The organism is Kangsaoukella pontilimi, from assembly GCF_009830125.1.
GTDB lineage: Bacteria > Pseudomonadota > Alphaproteobacteria > Rhodobacterales > Rhodobacteraceae > Kangsaoukella > Kangsaoukella pontilimi.
The window spans coordinates 1,211,467-1,234,625 of the sequence record NZ_WUPT01000001.1; the positions used below are offsets into that span (position 1 = coordinate 1,211,467).

General features: G+C 62.5%; 22 protein-coding genes. 13 read left to right on the plus strand and 9 right to left on the minus strand.

Features of this window, described 5'->3' with window-relative positions; all coding sequences use genetic code 11:
- The 3 genes from GQ651_RS06005 to GQ651_RS06015 all read right to left on the minus strand — a co-directional run bounded on the left by GQ651_RS06005 (position 1) and on the right by GQ651_RS06015 (position 2,852).
- Complete coding sequence (locus tag GQ651_RS06005; protein ID WP_160763274.1) at positions 1-975, minus strand: ABC transporter permease; 975 nt, start codon at positions 973-975, stop codon at positions 1-3.
- 32 nt (positions 976-1,007) lie between these two features.
- On the minus strand, positions 1,008-1,805 hold the full coding sequence (locus tag GQ651_RS06010) for an SDR family NAD(P)-dependent oxidoreductase (RefSeq protein WP_160763275.1): 798 nt from the start codon (positions 1,803-1,805) through the stop codon (positions 1,008-1,010).
- Positions 1,806-1,901: 96 nt separating this feature from the next.
- Positions 1,902-2,852 carry a sugar ABC transporter substrate-binding protein gene (locus tag GQ651_RS06015; protein ID WP_160763276.1) on the minus strand — a complete coding sequence of 317 codons (951 nt, stop codon included), beginning with the start codon at positions 2,850-2,852 and terminating at the stop codon, positions 1,902-1,904.
- 304 nt (positions 2,853-3,156) lie between these two features.
- On the opposite strand from GQ651_RS06015, the gene GQ651_RS06020 reads away from it, so the two are divergent.
- From GQ651_RS06020 to GQ651_RS06080, 13 genes are all read left to right on the plus strand, one after another.
- Entirely contained in the window at positions 3,157-4,905 is a 1,749-nt protein-coding gene (locus tag GQ651_RS06020) for an extracellular solute-binding protein (protein ID WP_160763277.1), read from the plus strand.
- A 19-nt stretch (positions 4,906-4,924) separates the two neighbouring features.
- Positions 4,925-5,734 carry an SDR family oxidoreductase gene (locus GQ651_RS06025; RefSeq protein WP_160763278.1) on the plus strand — a complete coding sequence of 270 codons (810 nt, stop codon included), beginning with the start codon at positions 4,925-4,927 and terminating at the stop codon, positions 5,732-5,734.
- Positions 5,735-5,803: 69 nt separating this feature from the next.
- The gene (locus GQ651_RS06030; RefSeq protein WP_160763279.1) at positions 5,804-7,102 is read left to right on the plus strand and encodes a M24 family metallopeptidase; all 1,299 of its coding nucleotides are present in this window, start codon (positions 5,804-5,806) and stop codon (positions 7,100-7,102) included.
- A gap of 2 nt (positions 7,103-7,104) precedes the next feature.
- Complete coding sequence (locus GQ651_RS06035; protein WP_160763280.1) at positions 7,105-7,869, plus strand: glucose 1-dehydrogenase; 765 nt, start codon at positions 7,105-7,107, stop codon at positions 7,867-7,869.
- Positions 7,870-7,878: 9 nt separating this feature from the next.
- Positions 7,879-8,625 carry an SDR family oxidoreductase gene (locus GQ651_RS06040; protein WP_160763281.1) on the plus strand — a complete coding sequence of 249 codons (747 nt, stop codon included), beginning with the start codon at positions 7,879-7,881 and terminating at the stop codon, positions 8,623-8,625.
- On the plus strand, positions 8,613-9,767 hold the full coding sequence (locus tag GQ651_RS06045) for an alpha-hydroxy acid oxidase (protein WP_160763282.1): 1,155 nt from the start codon (positions 8,613-8,615) through the stop codon (positions 9,765-9,767). The genes GQ651_RS06040 and GQ651_RS06045 overlap by 13 nt, the downstream gene beginning before the upstream one ends.
- Positions 9,768-9,884: 117 nt before the next feature.
- Positions 9,885-11,147 (plus strand): ROK family transcriptional regulator, encoded by a 1,263-nt coding sequence (locus GQ651_RS06050; protein WP_160763283.1) that lies wholly within the window; start codon positions 9,885-9,887, stop codon positions 11,145-11,147.
- A complete protein-coding gene (locus tag GQ651_RS06055) occupies positions 11,140-13,086 on the plus strand; it encodes a TRAP transporter permease (RefSeq protein ID WP_160763284.1) in 1,947 nt (648 codons plus the stop codon). Before GQ651_RS06050 ends, GQ651_RS06055 begins: the two co-directional genes overlap by 8 nt.
- On the plus strand, positions 13,083-14,054 hold the full coding sequence (locus tag GQ651_RS06060) for a TAXI family TRAP transporter solute-binding subunit (RefSeq protein ID WP_160763285.1): 972 nt from the start codon (positions 13,083-13,085) through the stop codon (positions 14,052-14,054). The genes GQ651_RS06055 and GQ651_RS06060 overlap by 4 nt, the downstream gene beginning before the upstream one ends.
- A 70-nt stretch (positions 14,055-14,124) precedes the next feature.
- Positions 14,125-15,687: a choline-sulfatase gene (gene betC, locus GQ651_RS06065; RefSeq protein ID WP_160763286.1), complete on the plus strand. Its 1,563-nt coding sequence runs from the start codon at positions 14,125-14,127 to the stop codon at positions 15,685-15,687.
- Positions 15,688-15,757: 70 nt separating this feature from the next.
- A complete protein-coding gene (locus tag GQ651_RS06070) occupies positions 15,758-16,705 on the plus strand; it encodes a formylglycine-generating enzyme family protein (RefSeq protein WP_160763287.1) in 948 nt (315 codons plus the stop codon).
- A 67-nt stretch (positions 16,706-16,772) separates the two neighbouring features.
- Complete coding sequence (locus tag GQ651_RS06075) at positions 16,773-17,651, plus strand: carbohydrate ABC transporter permease (protein WP_160763288.1); 879 nt, start codon at positions 16,773-16,775, stop codon at positions 17,649-17,651.
- The gene (locus GQ651_RS06080; protein ID WP_160763289.1) at positions 17,648-18,451 is read left to right on the plus strand and encodes a carbohydrate ABC transporter permease; all 804 of its coding nucleotides are present in this window, start codon (positions 17,648-17,650) and stop codon (positions 18,449-18,451) included. Before GQ651_RS06075 ends, GQ651_RS06080 begins: the two co-directional genes overlap by 4 nt.
- Positions 18,452-18,472: 21 nt before the next feature.
- On the opposite strand, the gene GQ651_RS06085 is transcribed toward GQ651_RS06080, so the two are convergent.
- The 6 genes from GQ651_RS06085 to GQ651_RS06110 form a co-directional block, all read right to left on the minus strand.
- Entirely contained in the window at positions 18,473-19,570 is a 1,098-nt protein-coding gene (locus GQ651_RS06085; protein ID WP_160763290.1) for a M56 family metallopeptidase, read from the minus strand.
- Positions 19,545-19,952: a BlaI/MecI/CopY family transcriptional regulator gene (locus tag GQ651_RS06090; protein WP_160763291.1), complete on the minus strand. Its 408-nt coding sequence runs from the start codon at positions 19,950-19,952 to the stop codon at positions 19,545-19,547. The genes GQ651_RS06085 and GQ651_RS06090 overlap by 26 nt, the downstream gene beginning before the upstream one ends.
- 71 nt (positions 19,953-20,023) lie before the next feature.
- Positions 20,024-20,428 carry a DUF2160 domain-containing protein gene (locus GQ651_RS06095; RefSeq protein WP_160763292.1) on the minus strand — a complete coding sequence of 135 codons (405 nt, stop codon included), beginning with the start codon at positions 20,426-20,428 and terminating at the stop codon, positions 20,024-20,026.
- A gap of 2 nt (positions 20,429-20,430) precedes the next feature.
- Positions 20,431-21,228, minus strand: a complete 798-nt coding sequence (locus tag GQ651_RS06100) for a carbohydrate ABC transporter permease (protein ID WP_160763293.1) — start codon at positions 21,226-21,228, stop codon at positions 20,431-20,433.
- Positions 21,225-22,088: a carbohydrate ABC transporter permease gene (locus GQ651_RS06105; protein WP_160763294.1), complete on the minus strand. Its 864-nt coding sequence runs from the start codon at positions 22,086-22,088 to the stop codon at positions 21,225-21,227. Before GQ651_RS06105 ends, GQ651_RS06100 begins: the two co-directional genes overlap by 4 nt.
- On the minus strand, positions 22,085-23,158 hold the full coding sequence (locus tag GQ651_RS06110) for an ABC transporter ATP-binding protein (protein WP_160763295.1): 1,074 nt from the start codon (positions 23,156-23,158) through the stop codon (positions 22,085-22,087). The genes GQ651_RS06105 and GQ651_RS06110 overlap by 4 nt, the downstream gene beginning before the upstream one ends.
- Position 23,159 lies beyond the last annotated feature (1 nt).

The window sequence follows — 23,159 nt, forward strand, 5'->3', positions numbered from 1 at the left end:
TCAGGCGATTGCCGACCAGAGCTTGCCGCGCTTGGCCGCGATATCGAGCCAGACAGCAAGGATGATGATTACCCAGGTCACGACGAACTGGATGTAGAATTGCAGGCCCATCAGCAGGAGGCCGTTCTGGATGAAACCAAGGATCAGGACACCGATCACCGTCTTGAAGACAGTGCCGGACCCGCCCAGAAGAGACGCGCCGCCGAGGATGACAGCGGCCAGCACCTCAAGCTCGAGCCCCTGCCCGACCGTGTTCTGCGACCCGAGGCTTCGACTGGCCTGGATCAGCCCAGCGGTGGCGACACATGCCGCCGAGATGAGGTAGCAGAAAAAAACCGTACGGGCGCGAGGGATGCCCGAAAAGGTGGCCGCAGTTCCGTTGCCACCCACGGCGTAGACCTTGCGCCCGAAGGGCGTCTTGGCGAGCGTCAGTCCCAATAGCGCGGCGAGTGCGATGAAAATGAGGATCGGAACCGGGATACCCAGAGCCGTTCCCTGCCCGAAGACACTGAACCACGTGCCTTCCTTGTCGGCGATGTCCATGTTCTGACCGCCCGAATAGGTCAGCGTCAGCCCGTGAATGGCGGACAGCATTCCCAATGTGACAATCAGCGAATTCAGCCTCAGATACCCCACCAGAAAGCCGATGAAGGCGCCGAGGCAAAGCGTCATCGCGAACATCGCCGGAATGGCCATGAACGGCCCGATCTTGTCGTGCAGGTCGAGCACGACGATCGTCGAAAAGGACATCATCGAGCCGACCGAGAGATCAAGATTGCCGCTGATCACCACGAAGGTGACGCCAAGCGCCATGACCCCCAGAATGGCCGAGGATCGGACAACGCTGAAGACATTGTCCATCGTCAGGAATTTCGGGTTCGCGATCGTGAACGCGATCATGAAGATCACGAAGGCGATCAGGATACCCTGTTTGGCAAGAACGCTGCCAATCTGCTGTTTCGTCAGTGTTGCCATGATCCCCTCCCTTGTCTCCTCGCTGCTGACCGTCATACCAGCGTCATGCCTCCATCGATCATGACGATCTGGCCGGTCATGTAGTCGCTATCCTCGGATGCGAGATATAGCGTGGTACCGGTGATATCCTTTGGAGCGGCAACCCGACCCTTCAGTATCTCCGCCGAAAACTCTTCCATGGCCTGCCCCGGACGCTCGGCGGCCCCGATCTCCATCAGGTCCTGATCGACCTGTTCCCACATCTCGGTGGCCACCACTCCCGGCGCAAAGCCGGTGACGGTGATGTTGTGCTTAGCCAGATCGCGCGCGCCCGACTGGGTCAGCGAGACGACCGCGAATTTCGAGGCACAATAGGGCGCGACATTGTCAAAGCCCTGACGGCTGGCGATGGACGCGGTATTGACGATCTTGCCGCCGTTTCCCTGCGCGATCATCTGCCGGGCTGCTTCCTGCATGCCGATCAGACAGCCGAGACCGTTGACGCCCATGATAAAGTTCCAGTTGTCCTCGGTGACGTCCATGAAGTTCATCGGCTTGTTCACGCCGGCGTTGTTGAACATCACGTCGAGCCGTCCGAAGCAGTCGACAGTATGCGCGATCATTGCGCGGACCGCCTCGCGGTCTGTAACATCGACCTGAGCCGAGGTCACGTTCCCGCCCTGCCCGTTGAGCCTTGCGCGGTTCGCCTCGGCCACTTCGGCCACTTTGTCACCGTTTATGTCTGCGATACAAACCTGCGCGCCCTCGTCGAGAAGCGATTCCGCGATTGCGCGCCCTATCCCTTGTGCAGCGCCCGTGACGATACAGACGCGACCCGAAACACGTCCCATGTGTCCGGCCTCCCTGAATTCAGTCTTATTCTCGTGGTTCTAAAATGCGGCGTGGGGCGCGCGCGACATTGCGCGCCCCACGCTCAGGGAGGTGTCTTAGAAGACGGGCTTGGTGAACTCGCCCATGTTGTCCTGAGTGATCTTCGGCGTGTCGAAGTAGTTCAGGAACGGAACCTCTTCACCGTTCAGCACGTCGATGGCCGTCTTGAGCGCGGCTTCGGCGTCATCGACCGGCGACTGGTAGATCGAACCCCAGTAGTCGCCTGCAGCCATCGCCTCGTAGCCAACCGCAAAGTTGGTGGCGCCGACAAAGATGATGCCGTCACGGCCAGCGGCCTTGGCGGCGTTCAGCGCGCCCACGCCCATGTTGTCGTCACCGGCATAGACGCCATCAATGTCGTCATACTTGACGAGGAAGGCTTCCATGACCTGCTGCGACTTCTCGCGGTTCCAGTCACCCGGCTGCTGGTCAATCTGCTCGACATTCGGGCAGACTTCCGGCAGGCGGTCGTTGAAACCCTGGGCACGTTCGATGGCCGTGGTATAGCCCGGCTGACCGGTGATGTGCACGACCTTGGCTTCGTTCTCGATGCCCATTTCCTTGAACTTGTCGCACATGATTTCGGCCGACCGCGCGCCCTGCGTGATGTTGTCAGGGCCGGAGAACGACTTGACGAAATCGAAGCCCTGCTCGGCGATGTTCGAGTTGGTCACGATCACAGGGATACCGGCCTGGCTGGCCTTGCGGACGGCGGGAATCACGGCCTCGCCGTTGGTCGGCCAGATGATGATGGCGTCGACTTCCTGCTGGATCAGGTCCTCCATCTGCGCGATCTGACGGGCAACGTCGCCGCCCGCATCCAGCACGACTGTTTCGACATCGGCGTTCGCCTCTGCAGCAGCGATGAACGCTTTTTCATAGGTTGTCTGATAGCTGTCGACGCCCACGTTGTTCTGCGTGATGCCGATCTTCATGGTGTCGGCCGAAGCCGCACCGGCGAAAGCGACAAGCGCGGTCGTGGCAGCGAGTGTGTATCGGATGTTCATTCAAAGTCCTCCCGGAACTCGATTATAGCTCTTCATCTCCCAGACGCCGAGTGAGGCGTCATTCGGTCGCTCCCAATCGGGCAAGCGAACACCCATGACCGTGCCGCGTCATCAAGTCCGGCAACGCATCAAAAATATCCGTAATGAACAATTTTATGTCCATTTTGGATATTTTTGCGATACGTCTCGGTTATCACTCTGGACAGTTATGAGGAGCAGCCGAATGAGCGAGTCCCATTCATCCAAATCGAATATCTCGGGAATGCCGCGCGCACGTCGGACAACAAAAAGGCCTGCACACGATATGAATGCCTTGGGAGGACAAAGCAAGACGAGCTCCGCTGCGCCCCAGGCGCGGCCCGAAGCGCTCGATGTCCTGGCCTTCCTCGAAGATTTCAGCGACGAACTTGAGTCCACATTCGACATTATAGGGCCCAACCCGCATCTGCGGATGACGCTGCACCTGCTCCAGGGCCACTTCGAAGCGCGCACCGTCACCCCGACCTCACTGATCAGCGCCAGCCGCGCGCCCTACGCCACCGCGAACCGGCGCATGAAGGAGATGGTTGAGGAAGGCCTAATCGAACAGCGCCCCCGCACCCGGACAGGCAAGAGCTTTTCCATGCATCCAAGCGACAAGCTGCTGTCGCAGTGGATGCAACTGTCCGGACGCCTGAGGCGCCTTGCCACGACACAGTTCGGCGGCACCGAAGCGGAACAGGAAACACAGGACTACTATTTCGGCGGCAGCTACTCGGCCGCCCAGTCGATCCCGCCCCTCAGCATCCGGCCCCAGCCGCTCAAGGTACCTGGCGGTGTGCGGGTTCTGGTCCATGGCGACCCGACCTTCATGGTGATGGATACGCTCAAGCGCCAGTTCGAGCAGGTGATCGGAAGCGATATCAGTCAGCGCGCCTTTTCAATCGACCGGCTGCGCGAAGAGGGCCTGCGCAACGCAGCACGCGACGCAAGCCGCTATGACGTGATCGCCGTCGACCTTCCTTGGATTGGCGAATTCGCGTCCAAGAATGTCCTTATGCCGCTCGATCAGGTCATGGACCTCGCGCGCCTTGATCCGGCGGATTTCCACACTGCCGGTTGGAAGGCCGCGCATTGGGGGGGCCGTGCTTATGGCGTCCCGGCCCAGACCACTCCCGAGTTGCTGTTCTATCGCCGCGACGTCTTCGCCAGCGCGGGGCTGGAACCTCCCGCCACAACCGAAGCTCTGCTCCATGCCGCGCGCACGCTTCACGCGCCGCGTCGCGGCATGTACGGCATCGCCTGGAACGCGGCCCGAGGCACAGCGCTAGGCCATACCGCGCTGATGGCGTTCGCGGATTTCGGGCAACCGGTTCTGGACCTGCCGGAGATCGCCGGCGGCTTCGACACCGATCATCTGGCCGAGGGTGGCTACCGCGTCACCATCGATACCGAAGCCGGGCTTCGGGCCGCCGAGTTTCTGCTCGAGCTGCTGAAATACTCGCCGCCCGACATCCTGTCTATGTCCTGGTACGAGCGCGTGCGCCCTTACTCGGCGGGAAGCGTCGCAATGGCCTACGGGTACACGCTGCTTGCTCCCTATTTCGAGCTGGACGAGACCTCGCCCGCCTATGGGCAAACCGGCTTCCTGCCGCACCCGGCGGGTCCGGGCGGCAAGCAGATCGCGCCGGTCGGCGGCTATGTTCTGGGCATCCCCGCCAATCTTGCGCCCGAGCGCGTGCCGGCAGCCGTCGAGGCGCTGACCGTCTTCACTTCGCCCGAGGCTCAGAAACTCTTTGTGCAGAATGGAAGCCGGACGAACCCGCGCTACTCAGTCGGCGCCGACCCCGAAGTTCGCCGCGCCTCACCCATCTTCGAGGCCGTCGACGCCATGTCCTGGCGTGACGAGCTTCAGTTCTGGCCGCGCCCGCCGATCCCGGAAATCGGCGGCATCTTCCAGATTTGCGGCGAGGAATTTCACGACATGCTGCGCGGGATTTCGACCCCGCGAGAAGCTCTCGCCCGCGCGCAGGAGCGTGCGGATGCGCTGATACGACCGAACCGGTCACCATAATACCAAAGGAGGAGAGATCATGGACCCCAATCGCTTGAAAGGTAAGAACATTCTGATCACCGGTGCCGCGCGCGGCATGGGCGCGGCCAATGCCGAGGCCTTCGCCGCTCAGGGCGCCAATGTGTGCCTTGGGGACCTCGATCTCGATGAAGCGCAAAGCGTAGCCGACCGCATCAACGCTGCCGGGAACGGCAAGGCCGTAGCGGTCAAGATGGACGTGACCAAGCGCGAGGACAACGCCGCAGCCGTGGCCGCCACCGTCGACGCGTTTGGCTCGATCAACGTTGGTCTGTTCAACGCAGGCCTGAACAAGCCCCGGTTCTTCATGGATATCGACGAAGACAACTGGGACATGATCATGAACGTCAACACCAAGGCGATGTGGCTGGGCATGCAGGAAACCGCCCGCCAGATGATCAAGCAGGGCCCGATGGAGGATCATCCCTACAAACTGATCAACGTGGGCTCGATCGCCTCGCGGAAGCCGCTGGTCGACGTGACGGTCTACTGCACCTCGAAATACGGCTGTCTTGCGCTGACCGAATGCGGCGCGCTTGGCCTCGCCGAACACAACATCACGGTCAACGGCTACGCGCCCGGCGTCGTCGTCACGCCGCTTTGGGAGCAGCTCGACAAGGACCTGGTCGAGATCGGCTTCAAGGAGCGCGCAGGCCAGGCCTATGACGACATCGTCGAGAACAACCTCGTCATCAAGCGTGTGTCGTACCCCAAGGACATCGTGGGCACCGCCTCGTTCCTCGCGTCCGACGACAGCGACTACATGACCGGTCAGATGATCTCGGTCGATGGCGGCTGGGTGACGAAGTAACGCCGCCTCACAGCCTGAACACTCACACAACAGACGGGTGCGCCGGATCGCACCCCAAAGGAGCACCGCATGTCACGCGCACTGATGCCCAATATGCTTACCCCCCAGGATCTCGAACCGAACTGGGAATGGCGCGACCGCCTTCCCGCCTGGGGGCACAGCTCGGTCGATTTCGAACGCCGGATCGACCATGACCGCCTGCGCCGCTACCGGCTGGCCCGGACGCGGCAGTCTTTGCAGAACTCGAACGCCGGTTCGCTTCTGCTCTTCGACGTCAACAACATCCGCTACGTCTCGGCCACCAAGATCGGCGAGTGGGAACGGGACAAGATGTGCCGCTTCTGCCTCCTGACCGGCGATGACAGCCCCTATGTCTGGGACTTCGGCTCGGCCGCCGTGCACCATCAGCGCTATTCAGACTGGCTGGAGCCGGACCACTGCCTTGCCGGCGTCGTGGGTATGCGCGGGACGATCCCGCCCGACTTCGGCCTGATGCAGAAATACGCCAAGATGATCGCGCAGCTCATCAAGGACGCCGGTATGGCCGACATGCCGGTCGGCGTCGACTATGCCGAAACGGCGATGTTCCACGCCCTTCGCGAAGAAGGCATTCAGGTCGTCGACGGTCAGCAGATCATGCTGGCAGCGCGCGAGATCAAGAACTGGGACGAAATCCAGCTTCTGACGCAGGCGGCCAGCATGGTCGATGGCGTCTATCACATGATCTACGAAGAGCTGAAACCGGGCGTGCGCGAGAACGACATCGTCGCGCTGTCGAACAAGATGCTCTATGAGATGGGCTCGGACGATGTCGAGGCGATCAACGCCATCTCGGGCGAGCGCTGCAACCCGCACCCGCACAACTTCACGGATCGCTATTTCCGTCCTGGCGATCAGGCCTTCTTCGATATTCTCCAGTCTTATCAGGGATATCGGACGTGTTATTACAGGACGTTCAACATCGGGCGCGCCACGCCCTCGCAGAACGACGCTTATGTGAAGGCGCGGGAATGGATCGACGCCTCGATCGAGATGATCAAACCGGGCGTCACAACCGACAAGGTGGCCGAGGTCTGGCCAACCGCTGAAAGCCTCGGTTTCCCGAACGAGGACGCCGCCTTCGGCCTTCAATTCGGACACGGTCTGGGGCTGGCGCTCCATGAGCGGCCCATCATCAGCCGTGCGATCAGCCTCGATCACCCGATGGAGATCCAGACCGGAATGGTCTTCGCGCTGGAGACCTACTGCCCTGCAACCGACGGCTACTCCGCCGCACGGATCGAGGAAGAGGTGGTCGTGACCGAAAACGGCTGCGAGGTCATCTCGCTCTTCCCGGCGGAAGAACTGCCCATCGCGAACCGTTACTGACGATGGCAAATCCGTTCGACCTGACGGGCCGCAAGGCCCTTGTCACCGGCGGCGCGACCGGCATCGGCGAGGGCATTGCCCTCGGCCTTGCCGCCGCCGGGGCCGATGTGGCGCTGACCTATCGAAGCCACCAGCCCGAAGAGACCATTGCCAAGATCGAGGCATTGGGCCGAAAGGCGGCCGCAGTCCGCGCCGATTTCTCCGGCATGGACGAGGACGCGGCAGCCGAAGTCGTAGGCTTTGCCGCCGACGCGCTCGGCGGCCTCGATATCCTCGTCAACAATGCCGGAATCATCCACCGCGAAGACTCGGACAAGATGCCGCTCGACGACTGGCGGCGCGTGCTGGACGTGAACCTCGACTCGGTCTGGCTCTTGTCGCAGGCGGCCGGCCAGAGGATGCTGGCGCAGGGCTCGGGCAAGATCGTCACCGTGTCTTCGGTTCTGGGCACGCAAGGCGGGCTTCGCGTCCCGGCCTATGCCTCGTCGAAACACGCCGTGATCGGCCTGACCAAGGCGCTCTGCAATGAATGGGCGGGACGCGGCGTGAACGTAAATGCCATCGCGCCCGGTTATACCGCCACCGACAACACGCAGGCGCTCAGGGATGACCCCGACCGCTCGAAAGCGCTGCTGGAACGCATTCCCGCCGGGCGCTTCGCCGATCCTTCCGAAATCGCCGGTGCCGCCGTGTTCCTCTGCTCCGACGCCGCCGCCTATTGCCATGGCAGCGTCGTGACCGTGGACGGCGGCTGGCTGGCACGCTGAGAGGAGCTCATGACACATTCGCTGACAGGAAAAACCGCACTGGTGACCGCCGCCGGTAATGGCATCGGTCGCGCCGCATCCGAAGCGATGGCCGCGCTCGGCGCGAAAGTCATCGCGACCGATATCGACGGGGACGCCGTCAAGGACCTCGCCGCATCATCGGACGGCCGGATCGAAGCGCACAGGCTCGACGTGCTGGATGCCGACGCGGTTGCGGCCCTTGTCGCAGCCTCGCCCAAGATCGACATTCTGGTGAACTGCGCGGGCTGGGTTCACGACGGCAGCATTCTGGACTGCGACGAGGCCGCCTGGGACCGCTCGTTCGACTTGAATGCAAAGGCGATGTACCGGATCACCAAGGCCGTTCTGCCGGGAATGCTCGACGGCGGCGGCGGCTCGATCGTCAACATCGCCTCTATCGTGTCGAGCCTGAAGGGCGCACCGAACCGCTTCGCCTATGGCGCATCAAAAGCTGCAATCATCGGCATGACGAAGGCCATCGCAGCGGACTTCGTCAAGGATGGCATCCGGTGCAACGCGATCTGCCCCGGCACCGTGGAAAGCCCCTCCCTGAAAGAGCGGCTGGCAGCCACCGGCGACTATGACCAGGCCCTGGCCCAGTTCCGGGCGCGTCAGCCGATGGGCCGTCTCGGCCAGCCCGAGGAGATCGCCGAGATGGTGTGTTATCTCGCCGGTGACCTGTCAGCCTTCACCACGGGTCAGGCCTTTGCCATCGACGGTGGGTGGTCGACCTGATGCGACTGGACCGGGCGGCCTCAATCGACGACCTGCGGCAGATGGCCAAGCGGCGCATTCCGCGTTTCGCCTTCGACCTCGTCGATGGCGGCGCGGAATCCGAGCGGAACCTTCGCCGCAACTCCGAGGCGTTCGAGGACGTTCAACTCACGCCCCGCTATATGGTCGACGTCTCGAAGCTCGACACCGAAACCGAGCTTTTCGGCCAGCGCTTTGCCCTCCCCTTCGGCATGGCGCCCATCGGAATGCTGAACGCCTTCTGGCCGGGTGCAGACCTGATCCTCGCCCGCCTCTGCGCGCGCGAGAACATCCCCTACGTGGCCAGTTCCGCCGCCTCGACCACGCTCGAACGGCTCGCCGAGGCGGCGGACGGAAACGGCTGGTTCCAGCTCTACGTCTCGGGGGATGACAGCGTAACTGAGGGCCTCGTCTCGCGGGCCGAGGCAGCGGGCTATCCGGTAATGATGGTCACGGCCGACGTACCCGCCGCCGGGAAACGCGACCGCGACATCCGAAATCAACTGTCCGTCCCCTTCAAGATAACACCGGACGTTCTGATCCAATTGATGCAGAACCCCACCTGGACGCTCGCAAGCCTGCGCGACGGAAAACCAAACATCGCCAATTACGCCGACCTGCTGAAAAGCGCGACCTCCTACGCCGATGTTCAGAAAACCCTGATCACAGCCAGGTTCACATGGGACGACCTCGCGCGGCTCCGCGACCGCTGGAAGGGTAAACTGATCGTGAAAGGCATTCTTCACCCCGACGACGCCACCCGTTGCGCCGAGATCGGTTGCGACGGAATCGTCGTTTCCAATCACGGCGGACGGCAGGTGGCTTTCGGACCTCCGACGATCGAAGCACTTCCCGCCATTGCAAAGGCGCTGGAAGGCCGGATGAAGATCCTCCTCGACAGCGGCATTCGCCGCGGCGCCGACCTGATGCGCGCCAAGGCACTTGGGGCGGACTTTGCTCTGGCGGGTCGCGCATTGGCTTTCGGCGTCGGCGCCGGGGGCGCAGCGGGCGCGGATCGCGCCATGGAGATCCTCAAGCTCGAGCTGGACAGAGCCCTCGGGCAATTGGGCGCGCCCTCCTTCGGCGCTGTCGGTCCCTGGGCGCTCTCCCACCCGCCTGCCTGATCCTGCATTCCAAATTCTCTGCAACATCAACGTCATGCCGTCTTTTTAGGCGGCTTTGTCGGACGAACGCTCAAATCGCTTGCTCGAATCATACTTTCATGAGTTATTAACTAACTGATGGTTATTAATAGAGACACCCCCTCCACCCCCGCCAGCCTGCGCCGCACGCACAGGGGGATGATCCTGTCTCTCATCGAAAGCACGCCCGGCATTTCGCGGTCCGAACTGGCCAAGTCGCTCGGCCTTTCCGAGATGGCCGCCACCCGGATCGTGCGCGAACTGATCGCCGCAGACCTGATCGAGGAATCGGACGCGCCACGGGCAAAGCCGTCGGCGCGCCGGAAAAAAAGCGTGGGCCGGCCAAAAACCGGACTTCAGGTCGTCTCCGACAGCTTCTTCGCCGTGGGCATCACGGTGTCGGCCTACCACTCCGAGGTCTCGATCTGCGATGGCGCGGGCCAGCAGCGCGCAAGCAGTCAGCTTGACACCCCTCCCTTCGACAGCGTGACCGATGCCGCCCGGTTTTATGCCGAAGCGCTTCAGCACCTGATTTCGAACTCGGATATCGACGTGAACCGTATCGTTGGAATCGGCGTAGCCCTCTCGGCACGCACCCTGCCCGATCAGGGCGAGATCGTGCGCTCAGAGTACTTCGGCTGGTCGCGGGACGGGGGCGCATTCTGCCGCGAAATCCGCCGGATCATCGACCTGCCCATCGAGATCGAGAACATCGCCAACGCGCTCGCCATTTCCGAGATGCGGTTCGGCGCCGCCCGCGAGGCACAGGAATTCGCCCTCGTCCACGTCGCCACCTTCGTCGGCGCGAGCATCGTGTCCGAACGACGTGTCGTGCGCGGGCAATCAGGTATCTCTGGCCTGATCGGCCATTTCCGTTCGGACGAGCGTGATCTGACCTGCGTCTGCGGCCGGCACGACTGTCTCAATCTGAACGCGACCGGATTCGGGCTTCTGGCCGGGCACGGTCTTCTGGATCACAAGGCGTTCAACACGGGCAGGCTCACCTACTATGCCTCATCGCTTCTGTCTCTTCTCGAAGACCCGTCCGCCAAAGAGACCGTTGCCGACGCTGGGGCGAAACTCGCGCCCGCGCTCGACAGCATCGGCAAACTGCTCGGCCCCGAAATGATCATCGTGAGCGGCTATCTTGGCGCAGACGAGACCTATTTCGACGGCGCAAGCACCGCGCTCGACCGGGATTTCGGCCAGCGGCCCGAACCGGCGTTCACGCTGGTGCGCGGGACCATCGCTTCCGACCGCGCGGCGGCGCTCCTGGCGTTGCACGCATTCTGCTATTCCGACCGGCTGGACTACGAACGTTTCGCCCGGCTCGCCGAAAATGGGGCCGCGACTTATGGCTAGAGCACCCATCCTCCTTCGTGGCCTTGACGCAGTGATCGCCCTCGCGTCGCTCCTTCTGGTCGGGCTCACGCTCTATACCGCGTATTGGGGCGTCTTTCCCGATGGCATCCAGCGCAGCGCGCATCTTCTGATCATCATGGTCCTGGTCTTCGCCATGGCGCTCAAGGACACGTTCGAACCCGAGCGCGCCCGCTCCCCGCTCGAGCCAATGCGCCGCATCTGGATCGTGATCGCACTCTGCGCCGCGGTCGTGACCGTCGGCCATCCGCTTCTGAATTTCGAAGCCATCGAGAACCGGTATGGCGCCATCACCGATTACGAGATCGTCTTTGGTGTGATCCTTGTCATCGTGCTGTTCGATGCCTGCCGCCGCACGATCGGGCTTCCCATTGTGCTCTTGGCAGGTGCTTTCCTGCTTTACGGGCTTCTCGGCAACTACCTGCCCGCGCCGCTGTCGCATCGCGGATACTCGGTGCAGCGCGTCGCCTCTCAGGTCTATCTGGGCGGCGGGGGCATCTTCGGCACGCCCCTCGGCGTCAGCGCCACTTTCGTCACCGGCGTCGTCGTTCTGGGCGCCCTTCTGGAAAAAACCGGCGCCGGACAGGTGCTGATGGATTTCGCAACCGCACTCACGGGACGGATGCGCGGGGGCCCTGCAAAAGCCGCCGTGGTCGGGTCAAGCCTCATGGGCATGATCTCGGGCACGGCGGTGGCCAACGTGCTGACCACGGGTCCGATCTCGATCCCCCTGATGCGGAAAAGCGGGTATCGCAAGGAGGCCGCTGGCGCCATCGAGGCCGTCGCCTCGACCGGCGGGCAACTCATGCCGCCCGTCATGGGCGCGGCCGCCTTCATCATGGCCGAGTTCACCGAGACCTCCTACCTGACGATCGCCAAGGCGGCGTTCCTTCCGGCAGTCATCTTCTACGCCGTCCTCCTCGCCATGGTGCATTTCGAAGCCGCAAAACGGAACATCCCGATCCTCCGCGATGCGGATTCGGTCACCGACTGGGGGTCCATCCTCAAGCGCTCGTACCTGCTTCTGCCGCTTCCCGTCTTCGTCAGCATGTTGCTGAACGGCTATTCGATCATGCTGTCGTCCTTCTGGGCCATCGTCGCCTCGGTTCTCGTCAGCTACCTGAGCCGCGCCAGCGCACTGACGCCACGCCGGATCGTCGAGACTGCTGTCGCTGCGGCGCAGGCAGTCATACCCGTGGCGCTCGCCTGTGCGGCCGCGGGCGTGATCATCGGTGTGATTACTCTCACGGGCGTAGGGCTGAAGTTCTCGACCCTCGTGGTCGCGCTCTCGGGTGGCTCGCTGCCCGTTGCGCTGGTCCTCACCATGCTCACCTGCCTCGTCCTCGGCATGGGTCTGCCCACGGCGGCGGCCTATATTCTGGTGGCGACGCTGGTGGCCCCTGCCCTCGTCGATCTGGGCGTCGGCCTTCTGGCTGCGCACCTCTTCGTTCTCTACTCGGCGATGCTGTCGTCCATCACGCCCCCGGTGGCACTGGCCGCCTTCGCTGCCGCATCCATCGCCAAGGGCAACCCGCTCACCATCGCGGTTCTTGCCTGCCAGTTCGGCATGGCGGCTTTCGCGGTGCCCTATTTCTTCGTCTACGACCCCGCGATCCTCGGCATCGACGTCACACCGGTGCAGATCGTCCTGTCCTTCGTGACTGCGATCCTTGGCGGGATCTGCGCCAGCGCCGCGATGATGGGGCATTTCTCAACCGGCCTGAACGCCGTGGAGCGTCTCGGTTTCGCCGTGGCGGCAGTGCTCTACATGAACTCGGATTGGCGCGTGGACATCGCAGCCACCGTTCTTGCGGGCGCCTTGATCCTCTGGGTGGCGCGCCGCGCCCCCGTTCCAGAAACTCAGAACAAGAACGCCGGAGACCAACCGGCCGACACACATCCAAAGGGAGACCTCACATGAAACTCGACATCAAATCCGCGTTTGTCGCGGCCGCCCTCGTGCTGCCTGCGGGCGCACAGGCGCAAGACTTCCTGTCCATCGGGTCCTGCCCGGTGACTTGCACCGCCTACACCTGGTCGGCAGGAATCGCCGACGTCATCAACCGAAACGTCGACGGCGTGCAGGCCACGGCGGAAGAGACCAAGGGCTACGTCGCCAATATCGCTCTGATGCAGAACGGCGAGCTGGAAGCCTCGATGGCCACGTCACTTTCGGCCTATGAGGCCTGGGCCGCCACCGGCAACTATGCGGGCACCGAGCCAGGCAAGATCCTGTCCTGGATGTCGATCGCGCCCGTCGCGATGCATATCATCGCTCTGGAAGGTGGCCCGGTGAACAGCGTCGAGGACCTGAAGGGCAAGCGGATCGGCATGGGCCAGCCCGGCGGCGTGTCGATGCTGGATGCCAACGTTCTGATGGCCAAAGTCGCGGGCGAGGATTTCGAACCCTTCCGTGTCCGCCTTGGCGACATGGTCGACATGCTGTCCGACGGCAATATCGACGCGGCACTCTGGAACGGGTCTTTCCCCTTGGCGCCCGTCATCAAGCTGGCCGCAACCCGCGACCTCAAGCTGATCCCGGTCGAGGATGGCTTCTTCGACGCGCTCCGCGCCGATTACCCGCCCTATTTCCGGCTCTCCATCCCGGGCGGCACCTATGAGGACGTGGCCGACGACATCCCGACCTACGGTCTTGCCAATGGCCTCGTCATTTCAGCCGACGTCCCGGAAGAGCGCGTCTACCAGATGACCAAGGCCGTCTTCGAGAACCTCGATGCGCTGGCTGGTGTCCACCCCGCCTTCGGCAAGATGTCCAAGGAAACCATTCTGAACGGCTTCGGCTCGCCGCTCCATCCCGGCGCGCTTCGGTACTATCGCGAGATCGGCGTCCCCGGCATCGAGGACTTCGTCGCGCGCACGGGCGGCTGACCTCCTAACACCGCCTGCCGGGCCGCTTCAGGGCGGCCCGGACCCACGCCACCAGACGTCAGGAATACCCATGTCCCGCCCGAATATTCTCGTCATCCAGGCCGACCAGATGACGGCGCTCTGCCTCTCCGCCTATGGCAAGCCCTACGCGATCACGCCCAATCTCGACAAACTGGCCGAACGTGGCACGACCTTCGCCAACAGCTATTGCAATAACCCGGTCTGCGGGCCATCGCGCGCCTCGATGATGACGGGGCGGCTGCCATCCGATGTGGGCGTCTATGACAACGGCGCGGAATTCCTGCCGTCCGAACCCACCTTCGCCCATTACATGCGCACCCTTGGATACAAGACCGCACTCTCGGGCAAGATGCATTTCGTCGGCCCCGATCAGCTTCACGGCTTCGAAGAGCGTCTGACGACCGATATCTACCCCTCGGACTTTGCGTGGACCGCCGACTGGTCCCAGACCGACGAGCCCTATGCCCCCTCCGTCATGAGCCTTCTGAGCGTTGTCGAAGCCGGCTACTGCGAGCGGAACCTCCAGATCGACTATGACGAAGAGGTCTTCCACGCGGCCAAGCAGGAGCTTTACAACCACGCCCGCTCGACCGACGAGCGGCCGTTCCTTCTTCATGTGTCCTTCACACAGCCACACAACCCCTTCGTGTCAGGCCGCAAATACTGGGACATGTACGAAGGCGTCGACATCCCCGAGCCCGAGGTCGCGCACATCCCCTACGAGGATCGCGACCCGTGGTCCCAACGCTATTACCTGACCATCCGGCAGGACGAATTCGATATCACGCCCGAGCAGCTCTACAACGCGCGCCGCGGCTATTTCGCGATGGTGACCCATATCGACGCGCTCGTCGGCGGTCTGGTCGAAACGCTGGAGAGCATCGGACAGCTTGAGAACACCTATATCTTCTTCACCTCCGACCACGGCGAGATGCTGGGCGAGCGGGGCATGTGGTACAAGTTCAACCCCTACGAGGCCTCGGTGCGGGTGCCGCTGATCGCGGTCGGCCCCGGATTCGAAGCCGGCCACAAGGAAGAGGCGCGCGCATCGCTCGTCGACCTGCTGCCGACTTTCACCGAGATCGGCAGCGGCGGCACCTTCGACGGCTATGCCGCGCCAGTAGACGGCCGCAGCCTGTTCCATTTGCCGGATGCGGGCAGCGCGGACGACCGCATCTACATGGAATTCACCGGCGAAGGCCTCTATGCGCCCGCGCTCATCATGATCCAGGGCGACATGAAGCTGGTCCACAGCCGGACCGACCCCAAGATGCTGTTCGACATCCGCAAGGACCCGCTGGAACTGAATAACCTCGCAGAAGACCCTGAATATTCGGACGTTCTGTCGTCGATGTGGGAAGCCATGCAGGCGCGGTGGGACGAAGACGAGCTGGACAAGCGCATCCGCATCTCGCAGCGAAAACGCCTCTTCGTGCATCAGGCGATGAAGCATGGCCGTTTCCCGACTTGGGATTTCGGCCCCGACTACGACCCGGGCAAGGTCTATGTCCGGGGCGGCACAGACCCCAGCACAACCGCCACCAAGCAGCGCGGCCGGTTCCCCTATGTGCCGGTCACGCCGCCGCAGCACCCCAGAGCCTCGCGGAAATAGAACCGTCCGCTTGCAGAGTTGCGTCCGGTCCGGCCAAATGGCACCGGACCGGAAAAGGGCGAAGACCCGAATGAAACCCTGCTGCACCCCTGCCCGCGATGGCAAAGACGCTCCGACGAGCGCGCCAGCCCCGCTCGTAGGCAAAGGCGAGAGCGAGGCGCCCACCGCGATCCGTATTCCCGGCGGCGAGGCGCTTCTCGGAACGAAATCGCCAGTCTTCCCGCAGGACGGCGAAGGACCGCTTCGCCGGAAGAAACTCCGCGCTTTCAACATGGACCCGACGACTGTGACGGTGGCGCGGTTCGCCCGCTTCGTCGACGAGACGGGATATGTGACCGAGGCGGAACGGTTCGGGAACTCGCTCGTCTTTCAGGGGCTTCTGCCGGAAGGTCACCCGCCGACACAGGCGGTGGCCGAGGTGCCGTGGTGGCGGCTGGTGCCAGGCGCGCACTGGCGCCGGCCTGTCGGCCCTCTGGGAGAGGACGCAGAAGCCGATCATCCGGTCACCCACGTCTCTTTCAACGACGCACGCGCTTTTGCGGACTGGGCCGGGGGGCGACTTCCTTCCGAGGCCGAATGGGAACATGCCGCGCGCGGCGGGCTGGGCGATGTCCCCTTCCCATGGGGCGACCAACAGCCAAACGACACCGATTTTCAGCCCTGCAACATCTGGCAGGGGCCGTTCCCGAGAGAGGACCTTGCGCTTGACGGCTATGCCGGCACCGCGCCTGCCCGGTCCTTCGAGCCGAACGGCTACGGTCTTTACAACATGGTGGGCAATGTCTGGGAGATGACGTCGGACACCTTCACGCTTCGAAGCCTGAAGAAGGCCGCCACCGCTCATCAGGCCGACCGGAAAGGGCATCGGTTGAGCAAGGGCGGCTCGTTCCTCTGCCATCGGAGTTATTGCTTCCGCTACCGGATTGCGGCGCGCAACAGCACGACGGCGGATTCGTCCACATCACATCTCGGGTTCCGGCTGGTCTATGACGCGGACAGCCGAAAACATGCCTCCTGACGTTTGACCCGCACCGCTGCACAAGCCCATAGTAGACAAAGACCAAGAAAGCGGGTGACGCAGAAGCATGAGGCATTCCAGCAGTCAGGCGACCACGGCGCTTCCGTATCTTTTGCCGGCCCTGATGGTCCTTGCGCTCGTGGGTGGTGTGCCGCTTGGCCTCGTGGCCTATTACGCCGTTCATGACACGTTCGGCGGCAATGTCTTTGTCTGGGTGGGCGCCGACTGGTTCGTCAAGGTCCTGACCTCGCCCGAGTTCTACGCGGCCCTCGGACGAAGCCTTGCCTTCTCGCTGCTCGTCCTGTCGATCCAGATACCCCTCGGCATCTTCATCGCGCTCCGAATGCCGAAGAGCGGCCCCCTCGTGGCGGCCGGCATCGTCCTTCTCGCGATCCCGATGCTCACACCGCAGATCGTGGTGGGATACCTCTGGAAGGTCATGGCAGCGCCGGAAACCGGCCTTTTGACTCAGGCGCTTGGCGCGGTGGGCCTGACGCTGGACCCCAACAGCGTCGGCTGGACCTGGGTGCTTTTGGTGGCGATGGATACCTGGCACTGGACAGGTCTGGTCGTTCTTCTCTGCTACGCGCGCCTGAGAACGATCCCCGATGCCTACTACCAGGCCGCGGCGGTCGATGGAGCCGGCCGTTGGGCCGTGTTCCGCCACGTGCAGCTTCCGCGTCTGAAGCTGGTGCTGGCCATCGCGCTTCTGCTCCGCTTCATGGACAGTTTCACACTTTACACCGAGGCTTACGTTATCACCCGAGGCGGCCCCGGCCTCAGCACGGTGTTCCTGTCCCATGAGCTGGTCCAGACCGGCCTGATCCAGTTCGACCTTGGGGAAGCGGGCGCGATGGCCGTGATCTATTTCCTGATCGTGGTCGTCGTCTCGGCCTTTTTCTATCGGCTGATCGTTCCCGCCCGCGCGGACGAGGCCCGCCGATGACGCCGCGCTTTGCCCTCGCACCCGCGCTCTTCATGGCGCTTGTCATGGTGCCGATCTACTGGCTCATCGCGATCAGCCTGCAGGACGCGCGAAGCCTCGGCACATCCTTCACCCTGATCCCGGCAAACCCGACGCTCGCCAACTTCCGCTTCATCCTGACCGAGCCCGACTGGTATCTCGGCTACCTGAACGCGCTGATCTACGTGCTCATCAATGTGGTGATCTCGGTCGGCGTTGCGCTTCCCGCGGCCTATGCCTTTTCCCGCTTCCGCTTTCCCGGACGCCGCGCGCTGTTCTTCTCGCTGCTGATGTTCCGGATGATGGTGCCCGCGATCCTGCTGGTGCCCTTCGTTCAGATCTTCTCCGCACTCGACCTGATCGACACGCATATCGCGGTTGCACTGGCGCATTGCTTCTTCAGCGTCCCCATCGCCATCTGGATTCTCGAAGGCTTCATCTCGGGCGTGCCGGTCGAGGTGGACGAAAGCGCCAGGGCCGACGGTCACAGCACCTGGAGCTTCTTCCGGCGAATACTATTGCCGATGATCGCACCGGGCGTGGCAACGGCGGCGTTCTTCTGCTTCATGTTTTCCTGGGTCGAGTTCCTGCTGTCGAACGCACTGACAACCATCGACGCCAAACCCTTCGGCGGCATCATGAGCCGCGTGGGCGGCGTGCTATCGGCACATGTGCCGCTTCTTGCGGCGGCAGGCGTTCTGGGGCTGGTGCCGGGGGTGTTGCTGGCCATCCTGCTCAGGCGGCATCTCGCGCAGGGCTTTTCGCTCGGGCGGGTATCTTAGCCCCGCCCGACGCGCCGGCCATCAGCGTCGGTTGATCGCTTCCAGACGTTCCAGATTGACGATGGTGGACAGCATCAGACGGTCCTGGCTCCAGTCGCCCGGCTGCCGGACCGAGGCCGCCGCAAGCGAAACACCGACCGCCAGAAGACAGGACAGAACCGGTAACGCAAGCCGCATACGGGCCGAATTGGGCCGGTTGGTCAGTGCCATGATTCGCTCGCGGAAGGCGTGCTTCGACGACCGGTCCTGTGCCCGGAAAAAGGCCACGTGCATGGCGCGGGGCAAGGGTCCGGTCACCTGGCGTTCACAGAAACCGATCAGGCAGTCCATGTAATCCTGCGAGCCGATCCGCTGACGGGCAACGACCTTCTGATCGCAGCTCAACTCCCTCAGCTTGTCGAAAGACCGCTTCCAAAACCCGAAGGCCGGGTTCCAGAACATAAGCGGGCGCATCACCTCGAAGGCCAGTTCCCACTCGACATCGCCGTCGCGCAGGTGCTGCAGCTCATGCGCCAGGATCAGGCGCATTTCTCTCGGCTCGGTCACAAGGGTCGACGGCAGGACCACGTAGTGTCGGCGGAAGCCGCGCGCAGCAAAGGGAACGCTGACGGTGTCAGAGAGCCGGATGTCCACTCGCCCGATCCGGCGCCAGACATAGCTGTTCCCAACGGCACGGCCGACGCTTGCAGCCGACGCAGTCAGACGGATGCCTTGGACAAGCGCACCGGCGGCGAAAACAGCAATGAGCGCCATAAGCCATGGCGCCTCACCGGCAAAGAGCGCATCAAGGACGCGCCCCCGCATGTTCAGAAGTGCCTCGAATTCCACTGCCGGGATCGAGATCTCGCCGCGCAGATAGGACGCGACGGCGATGTCGCTTACGGTGATGGGGGTCTTGGGCCAGAGGAACTGTCCTGCCGATACGGCCACATGGGCCATGACCGGGCTGATCATCGTGACGATGAGCGCGATCTTCATCAGCCGAAGCTGCGCGGGGTAGTTGTGTTTCAGAACCGTGCGCGAAACCAGCGCCTGAACGACAGACCACAGACAGAACGCCAACAGAAACACGATGTTGGCATCTATGAACAGATCAAGTGCCGGTTTCATCGCCATCATCTTGGAGCCTCCTCTCCACCAGCGCCCGAATGTCCTCGAGATCCGATGCCGTCAGCTTCGCATCGTCGACAAGTCGCGCAACAAGCGAAGCGGGTGTGTCATCGAACAGGGTTCGTGACAGGTTCTCCAGCGATCGGCTTTGATAATTGTCTTTTTGGAGAAGCGGCGTGTAGACGAGCGTTTTCCCTTCCTTGCGGCTTTCTACGAAGCCCTTTTCGTCGAGAATCCTGAGGATGGTCGCCCCTGACGTGTAAGCCAGGTTGCGGTCCTCCGGCAGCCGGTCGAGCACATCCCGGACCGATCCCTCACCCAATCCCCAGAGTTCGTTCATGAACTCCAGTTCGACTTCCGTCAGCAGGTCTCCGCTTTTTCTTCTTCGCATCGGTCTTTGTCTTTTCGTCTTTTGGACGCTTCCCGTCCTCAACAAACCACTGAAAACGCCTTCTGCGAAGCCTAAACCTTCCAGAAAACGAATATTCCCCAGCCAATCGCGATGAAAAGCGGGAACCAGATGGGCTGCCCCACGATTCCGAGCCACGCAAGGAAGATATAGGCGGCCCCGAGAAGCGTGATGAACAGCCGGTCGCCGAGGGTCGTGGTCAGCCCAAGCACGCCTTTCCGCTCAAGCCCGTCCCTCAGCCAGAAGCCTTCGAGAAGGCCGATCACCATGATCGCCGCAAAGATGCCGACAAAGACCGCCAGTGTCGCCGGCGTCCAGGCCATCCAGAAATCGGGCCAGAGCGGGTCGGTCCACGAGAAACCTTTCTCCTCCTGCTGGCCGACATTGCCCCAGCCCGCCGCCGCTTGCGCCAGCGCTGTGCCGGGAAGGATCAGGAAAATAGAGAGATAACGCAGCATGCTCAGACCCTCCCCATCGCGAAGCCGCGGGCGATGTAGTTGCGCACGAACCAGATCACGATCGCACCCGGAATGATGGTCAGCGTCCCTGCCGCCGCGAGAAGGCCCAGTTCATATCCCGCGCTGGAGGCTGTCCGGGTCATCACGGCGGCGATGGGCTTGGCCTCGACCGCGGTCAGTGTCTTGGCCAGTAGCATCTCGACCCAAGAGAACATGAAGCAGAAGAACGCCGCGACGCCCACGCCCGCCTTGATGTTCGGCAGGAAGATTTTCACGAAGAAACGCGGGAAGGAATAGCCGTCCACATAGGCCGTCTCGTCCAGTTCCTTGGGGATCGACCGCATGAAGCCTTCCAGAATCCAAACCGCCAACGGCACGTTGAAGAGGGTATGCGCCAAGGCCACCGCGATATGCGTGTCGAAGAGATTGATGGACGAATAGAGCTGGAAGAAAGGCAGCGCGAAGACCGCCGCCGGGGCCATCCGGTTGGTGAGCAGCCAGAAAAACAACTGCTTGTCGCCGAGGAACCGGTACCGCGAGAAGGCATAGGCCGCAGGCAATGCCACTGCCACCGACAGGACGGTGTTCAGGGACACGTAGACAATCGAATTGATATAGCCCCAGTACCATGTCGGATCGGTGAAGATCGCGATGTAGTTGTCCAGCGTGAAGGTCTGCGGGAAGAGCGAGAAGCCCGACAGGATCTCGTTCGTCGTCTTGAAGGACATCGCCACCAGCCAGTAGATCGGCAGCATCAGGAAGGCGATGTAGAGGATTGGAATAAGAGACCTTTTCCTCATTTCTGGTCGTCCTTCGTCATCAGAGTGTAGAAAACCCAGCTCACCAGAAGCGTGATCGCGAAGTAGATCAGGCTCATCGCGGCAGCGGGGCCGAGGTCGAACTGCCCGAGCGCGATCTTCACAAGGTCGATGGACAGAAGCGTGGTCGAGTTGCCCGGACCGCCCCCAGTCAGAACGAAGGGCTCGGTATAGATGTTGAAGCTGTCCATGAACCGCAGAAGCACCGCGATGGTCAGGACCGTCTTCATCTTCGGCAACTGGATGTAGCGGAACACCGACCAGGGCGACGCGCCGTCGATCTTGGCCGCCTGATAATAGGCGTCGGGTATCGAGACGAGGCCCGCGTAGCACAGAAGCACCACCAGCGACGTCCAGTGCCAGACATCCATGACGATGACGGTAATCCATGCCGAAAGCGGCTGCTGCGTCATGTCATAGTTGATGCCAAGAACGTCGTTCAGGAAATAGCCCATCAGCCCGATTTTCGGCAGCGTGAAGATGTTCCACATCGAGCCGACAACGTTCCACGGGATCAGCATCGGAAGGGCCATCAGGACAAGGCAGACCGGCACCCAGAAGCCCTTTCGCGGCATCGACAGCGCCACGATGATGCCAAGCGGAACCTCGATCAGCAGGATCAGGAAGGTGAACAGGAACTGCCGCCCGAGAGCGGCCTGAAAACGCTCCGAGCGCAGGATTTGCTCGAACCAGTCGAGCCCCTGCCAGAAGAACTGGTTGTTCCCGAACGTCTCCTGCACCGAGTAGTTGACCACCGTCATCATCGGCACAAGCGCGTTGAACGCCACCAGGAACAGGACGGGAAGGACGAAGAACCACGCTTTCTGGTTTTCGGTTCTCATGCGCGTGCCTCCGTTGCGATCCAGCCGTCGCGATAGATGCGGGTCTTGTCGGGACGGAAGCCCAGATGGACCTCGGTGCCCTGCTCGGGCGCGTGTTCCTCGGTCACGATCTTGACCGCGCTGTCACCCACCATCGCCTCGACGACGAAATGCCGGCCCACGTCGGAGACCTTTGTCACGCGCGCGGGAAGACCGCTTTCCTGAATGTCGATATGCTCGGGCCGGACGCCAAGGCGGATCGTTCCGCCCTGCCCCGTCACCGGGCCTTCCAGCGCCACGTCATGGCCATGAAAGATCGCGCGGTCCCCGTTCATCTCGCAGGGCAGCACATTCATGCCGGGGGAGCCGATGAAATGGCCGACGAATGTGTGCTGAGGCCGCTCGAACAGCTCGACCGGCGTACCGATCTGCACCACCTCGCCGTCCTGCATTACGACCACCTCATCGGCAAAGGTCAGCGCCTCGGTCTGGTCGTGGGTCACGTAGATCATCGTGGCCCTGACGCGCTGGTGAAGCTCTTTCAGCTTCGAGCGCAGCTTCCACTTCAGATGCGGGTCGATCACCGTCAGCGGCTCGTCGAACATCACGACGTTGACGTCGTCACGGACAAGGCCGCGCCCCATCGAGATCTTCTGCTTGTTGTCGGGGCTGAGGCCAGACGCCCGCGTGTCGAGCATGTCCTCGACTTCCAGCATTGCCGCAATCTCGGCCACGCGCTGTTCGATCCGCGCCGGATCGACGCCCCGGTTCTTCAGCGGAAAGGCTAGGTTCTGGCGCACGGTCATCGTGTCGTAGATGACCGGGAACTGGAACACCTGCGCGATGTTGCGCTGGTCCGGCGCAAGGCTGGTCACGTCGCGATCATCGAACAGGATTTGCCCCTCGGACGGCACCAGAAGTCCCGATATGATATTGAGAAGCGTGGATTTTCCGCACCCCGAAGGGCCAAGCAACGCATAGGCGCCACCGTCCTTCCAGGTTACGTCGATTTCCTTCAGGGCATAGTCTTCCGGCCCAGAAGGGTTGGGATAGTAGCTGTGCCGCAGCTTCGACAGCGTGATACGCGCCATG

Excerpts from the sequence above, each read along its gene's own strand:
- GQ651_RS06005 (WP_160763274.1), bottom strand. The coding sequence starts at position 975 with ATGGCAACACTGACGAAACAGCAGATTGGCAGCGTTCTTGCCAAACAG.
- GQ651_RS06010 (WP_160763275.1), bottom strand. The coding sequence starts at position 1,805 with ATGGGACGTGTTTCGGGTCGCGTCTGTATCGTCACGGGCGCTGCACAA.
- GQ651_RS06015 (WP_160763276.1), bottom strand. The coding sequence starts at position 2,852 with ATGAACATCCGATACACACTCGCTGCCACGACCGCGCTTGTCGCTTTC.
- GQ651_RS06020 (WP_160763277.1), top strand. The coding sequence starts at position 3,157 with ATGAATGCCTTGGGAGGACAAAGCAAGACGAGCTCCGCTGCGCCCCAG.
- GQ651_RS06025 (WP_160763278.1), top strand. The coding sequence starts at position 4,925 with ATGGACCCCAATCGCTTGAAAGGTAAGAACATTCTGATCACCGGTGCC.
- GQ651_RS06030 (WP_160763279.1), top strand. The coding sequence starts at position 5,804 with ATGTCACGCGCACTGATGCCCAATATGCTTACCCCCCAGGATCTCGAA.
- GQ651_RS06035 (WP_160763280.1), top strand. The coding sequence starts at position 7,105 with ATGGCAAATCCGTTCGACCTGACGGGCCGCAAGGCCCTTGTCACCGGC.
- GQ651_RS06040 (WP_160763281.1), top strand. The coding sequence starts at position 7,879 with ATGACACATTCGCTGACAGGAAAAACCGCACTGGTGACCGCCGCCGGT.
- GQ651_RS06050 (WP_160763283.1), top strand. The coding sequence starts at position 9,885 with ATGGTTATTAATAGAGACACCCCCTCCACCCCCGCCAGCCTGCGCCGC.
- GQ651_RS06055 (WP_160763284.1), top strand. The coding sequence starts at position 11,140 with ATGGCTAGAGCACCCATCCTCCTTCGTGGCCTTGACGCAGTGATCGCC.
- GQ651_RS06060 (WP_160763285.1), top strand. The coding sequence starts at position 13,083 with ATGAAACTCGACATCAAATCCGCGTTTGTCGCGGCCGCCCTCGTGCTG.
- betC (WP_160763286.1), top strand. The coding sequence starts at position 14,125 with ATGTCCCGCCCGAATATTCTCGTCATCCAGGCCGACCAGATGACGGCG.
- GQ651_RS06070 (WP_160763287.1), top strand. The coding sequence starts at position 15,758 with ATGAAACCCTGCTGCACCCCTGCCCGCGATGGCAAAGACGCTCCGACG.
- GQ651_RS06075 (WP_160763288.1), top strand. The coding sequence starts at position 16,773 with ATGAGGCATTCCAGCAGTCAGGCGACCACGGCGCTTCCGTATCTTTTG.
- GQ651_RS06080 (WP_160763289.1), top strand. The coding sequence starts at position 17,648 with ATGACGCCGCGCTTTGCCCTCGCACCCGCGCTCTTCATGGCGCTTGTC.
- GQ651_RS06085 (WP_160763290.1), bottom strand. The coding sequence starts at position 19,570 with ATGATGGCGATGAAACCGGCACTTGATCTGTTCATAGATGCCAACATC.
- GQ651_RS06090 (WP_160763291.1), bottom strand. The coding sequence starts at position 19,952 with ATGCGAAGAAGAAAAAGCGGAGACCTGCTGACGGAAGTCGAACTGGAG.
- GQ651_RS06095 (WP_160763292.1), bottom strand. The coding sequence starts at position 20,428 with ATGCTGCGTTATCTCTCTATTTTCCTGATCCTTCCCGGCACAGCGCTG.
- GQ651_RS06100 (WP_160763293.1), bottom strand. The coding sequence starts at position 21,228 with ATGAGGAAAAGGTCTCTTATTCCAATCCTCTACATCGCCTTCCTGATG.
- GQ651_RS06105 (WP_160763294.1), bottom strand. The coding sequence starts at position 22,088 with ATGAGAACCGAAAACCAGAAAGCGTGGTTCTTCGTCCTTCCCGTCCTG.
- GQ651_RS06110 (WP_160763295.1), bottom strand. The coding sequence starts at position 23,158 with ATGGCGCGTATCACGCTGTCGAAGCTGCGGCACAGCTACTATCCCAAC.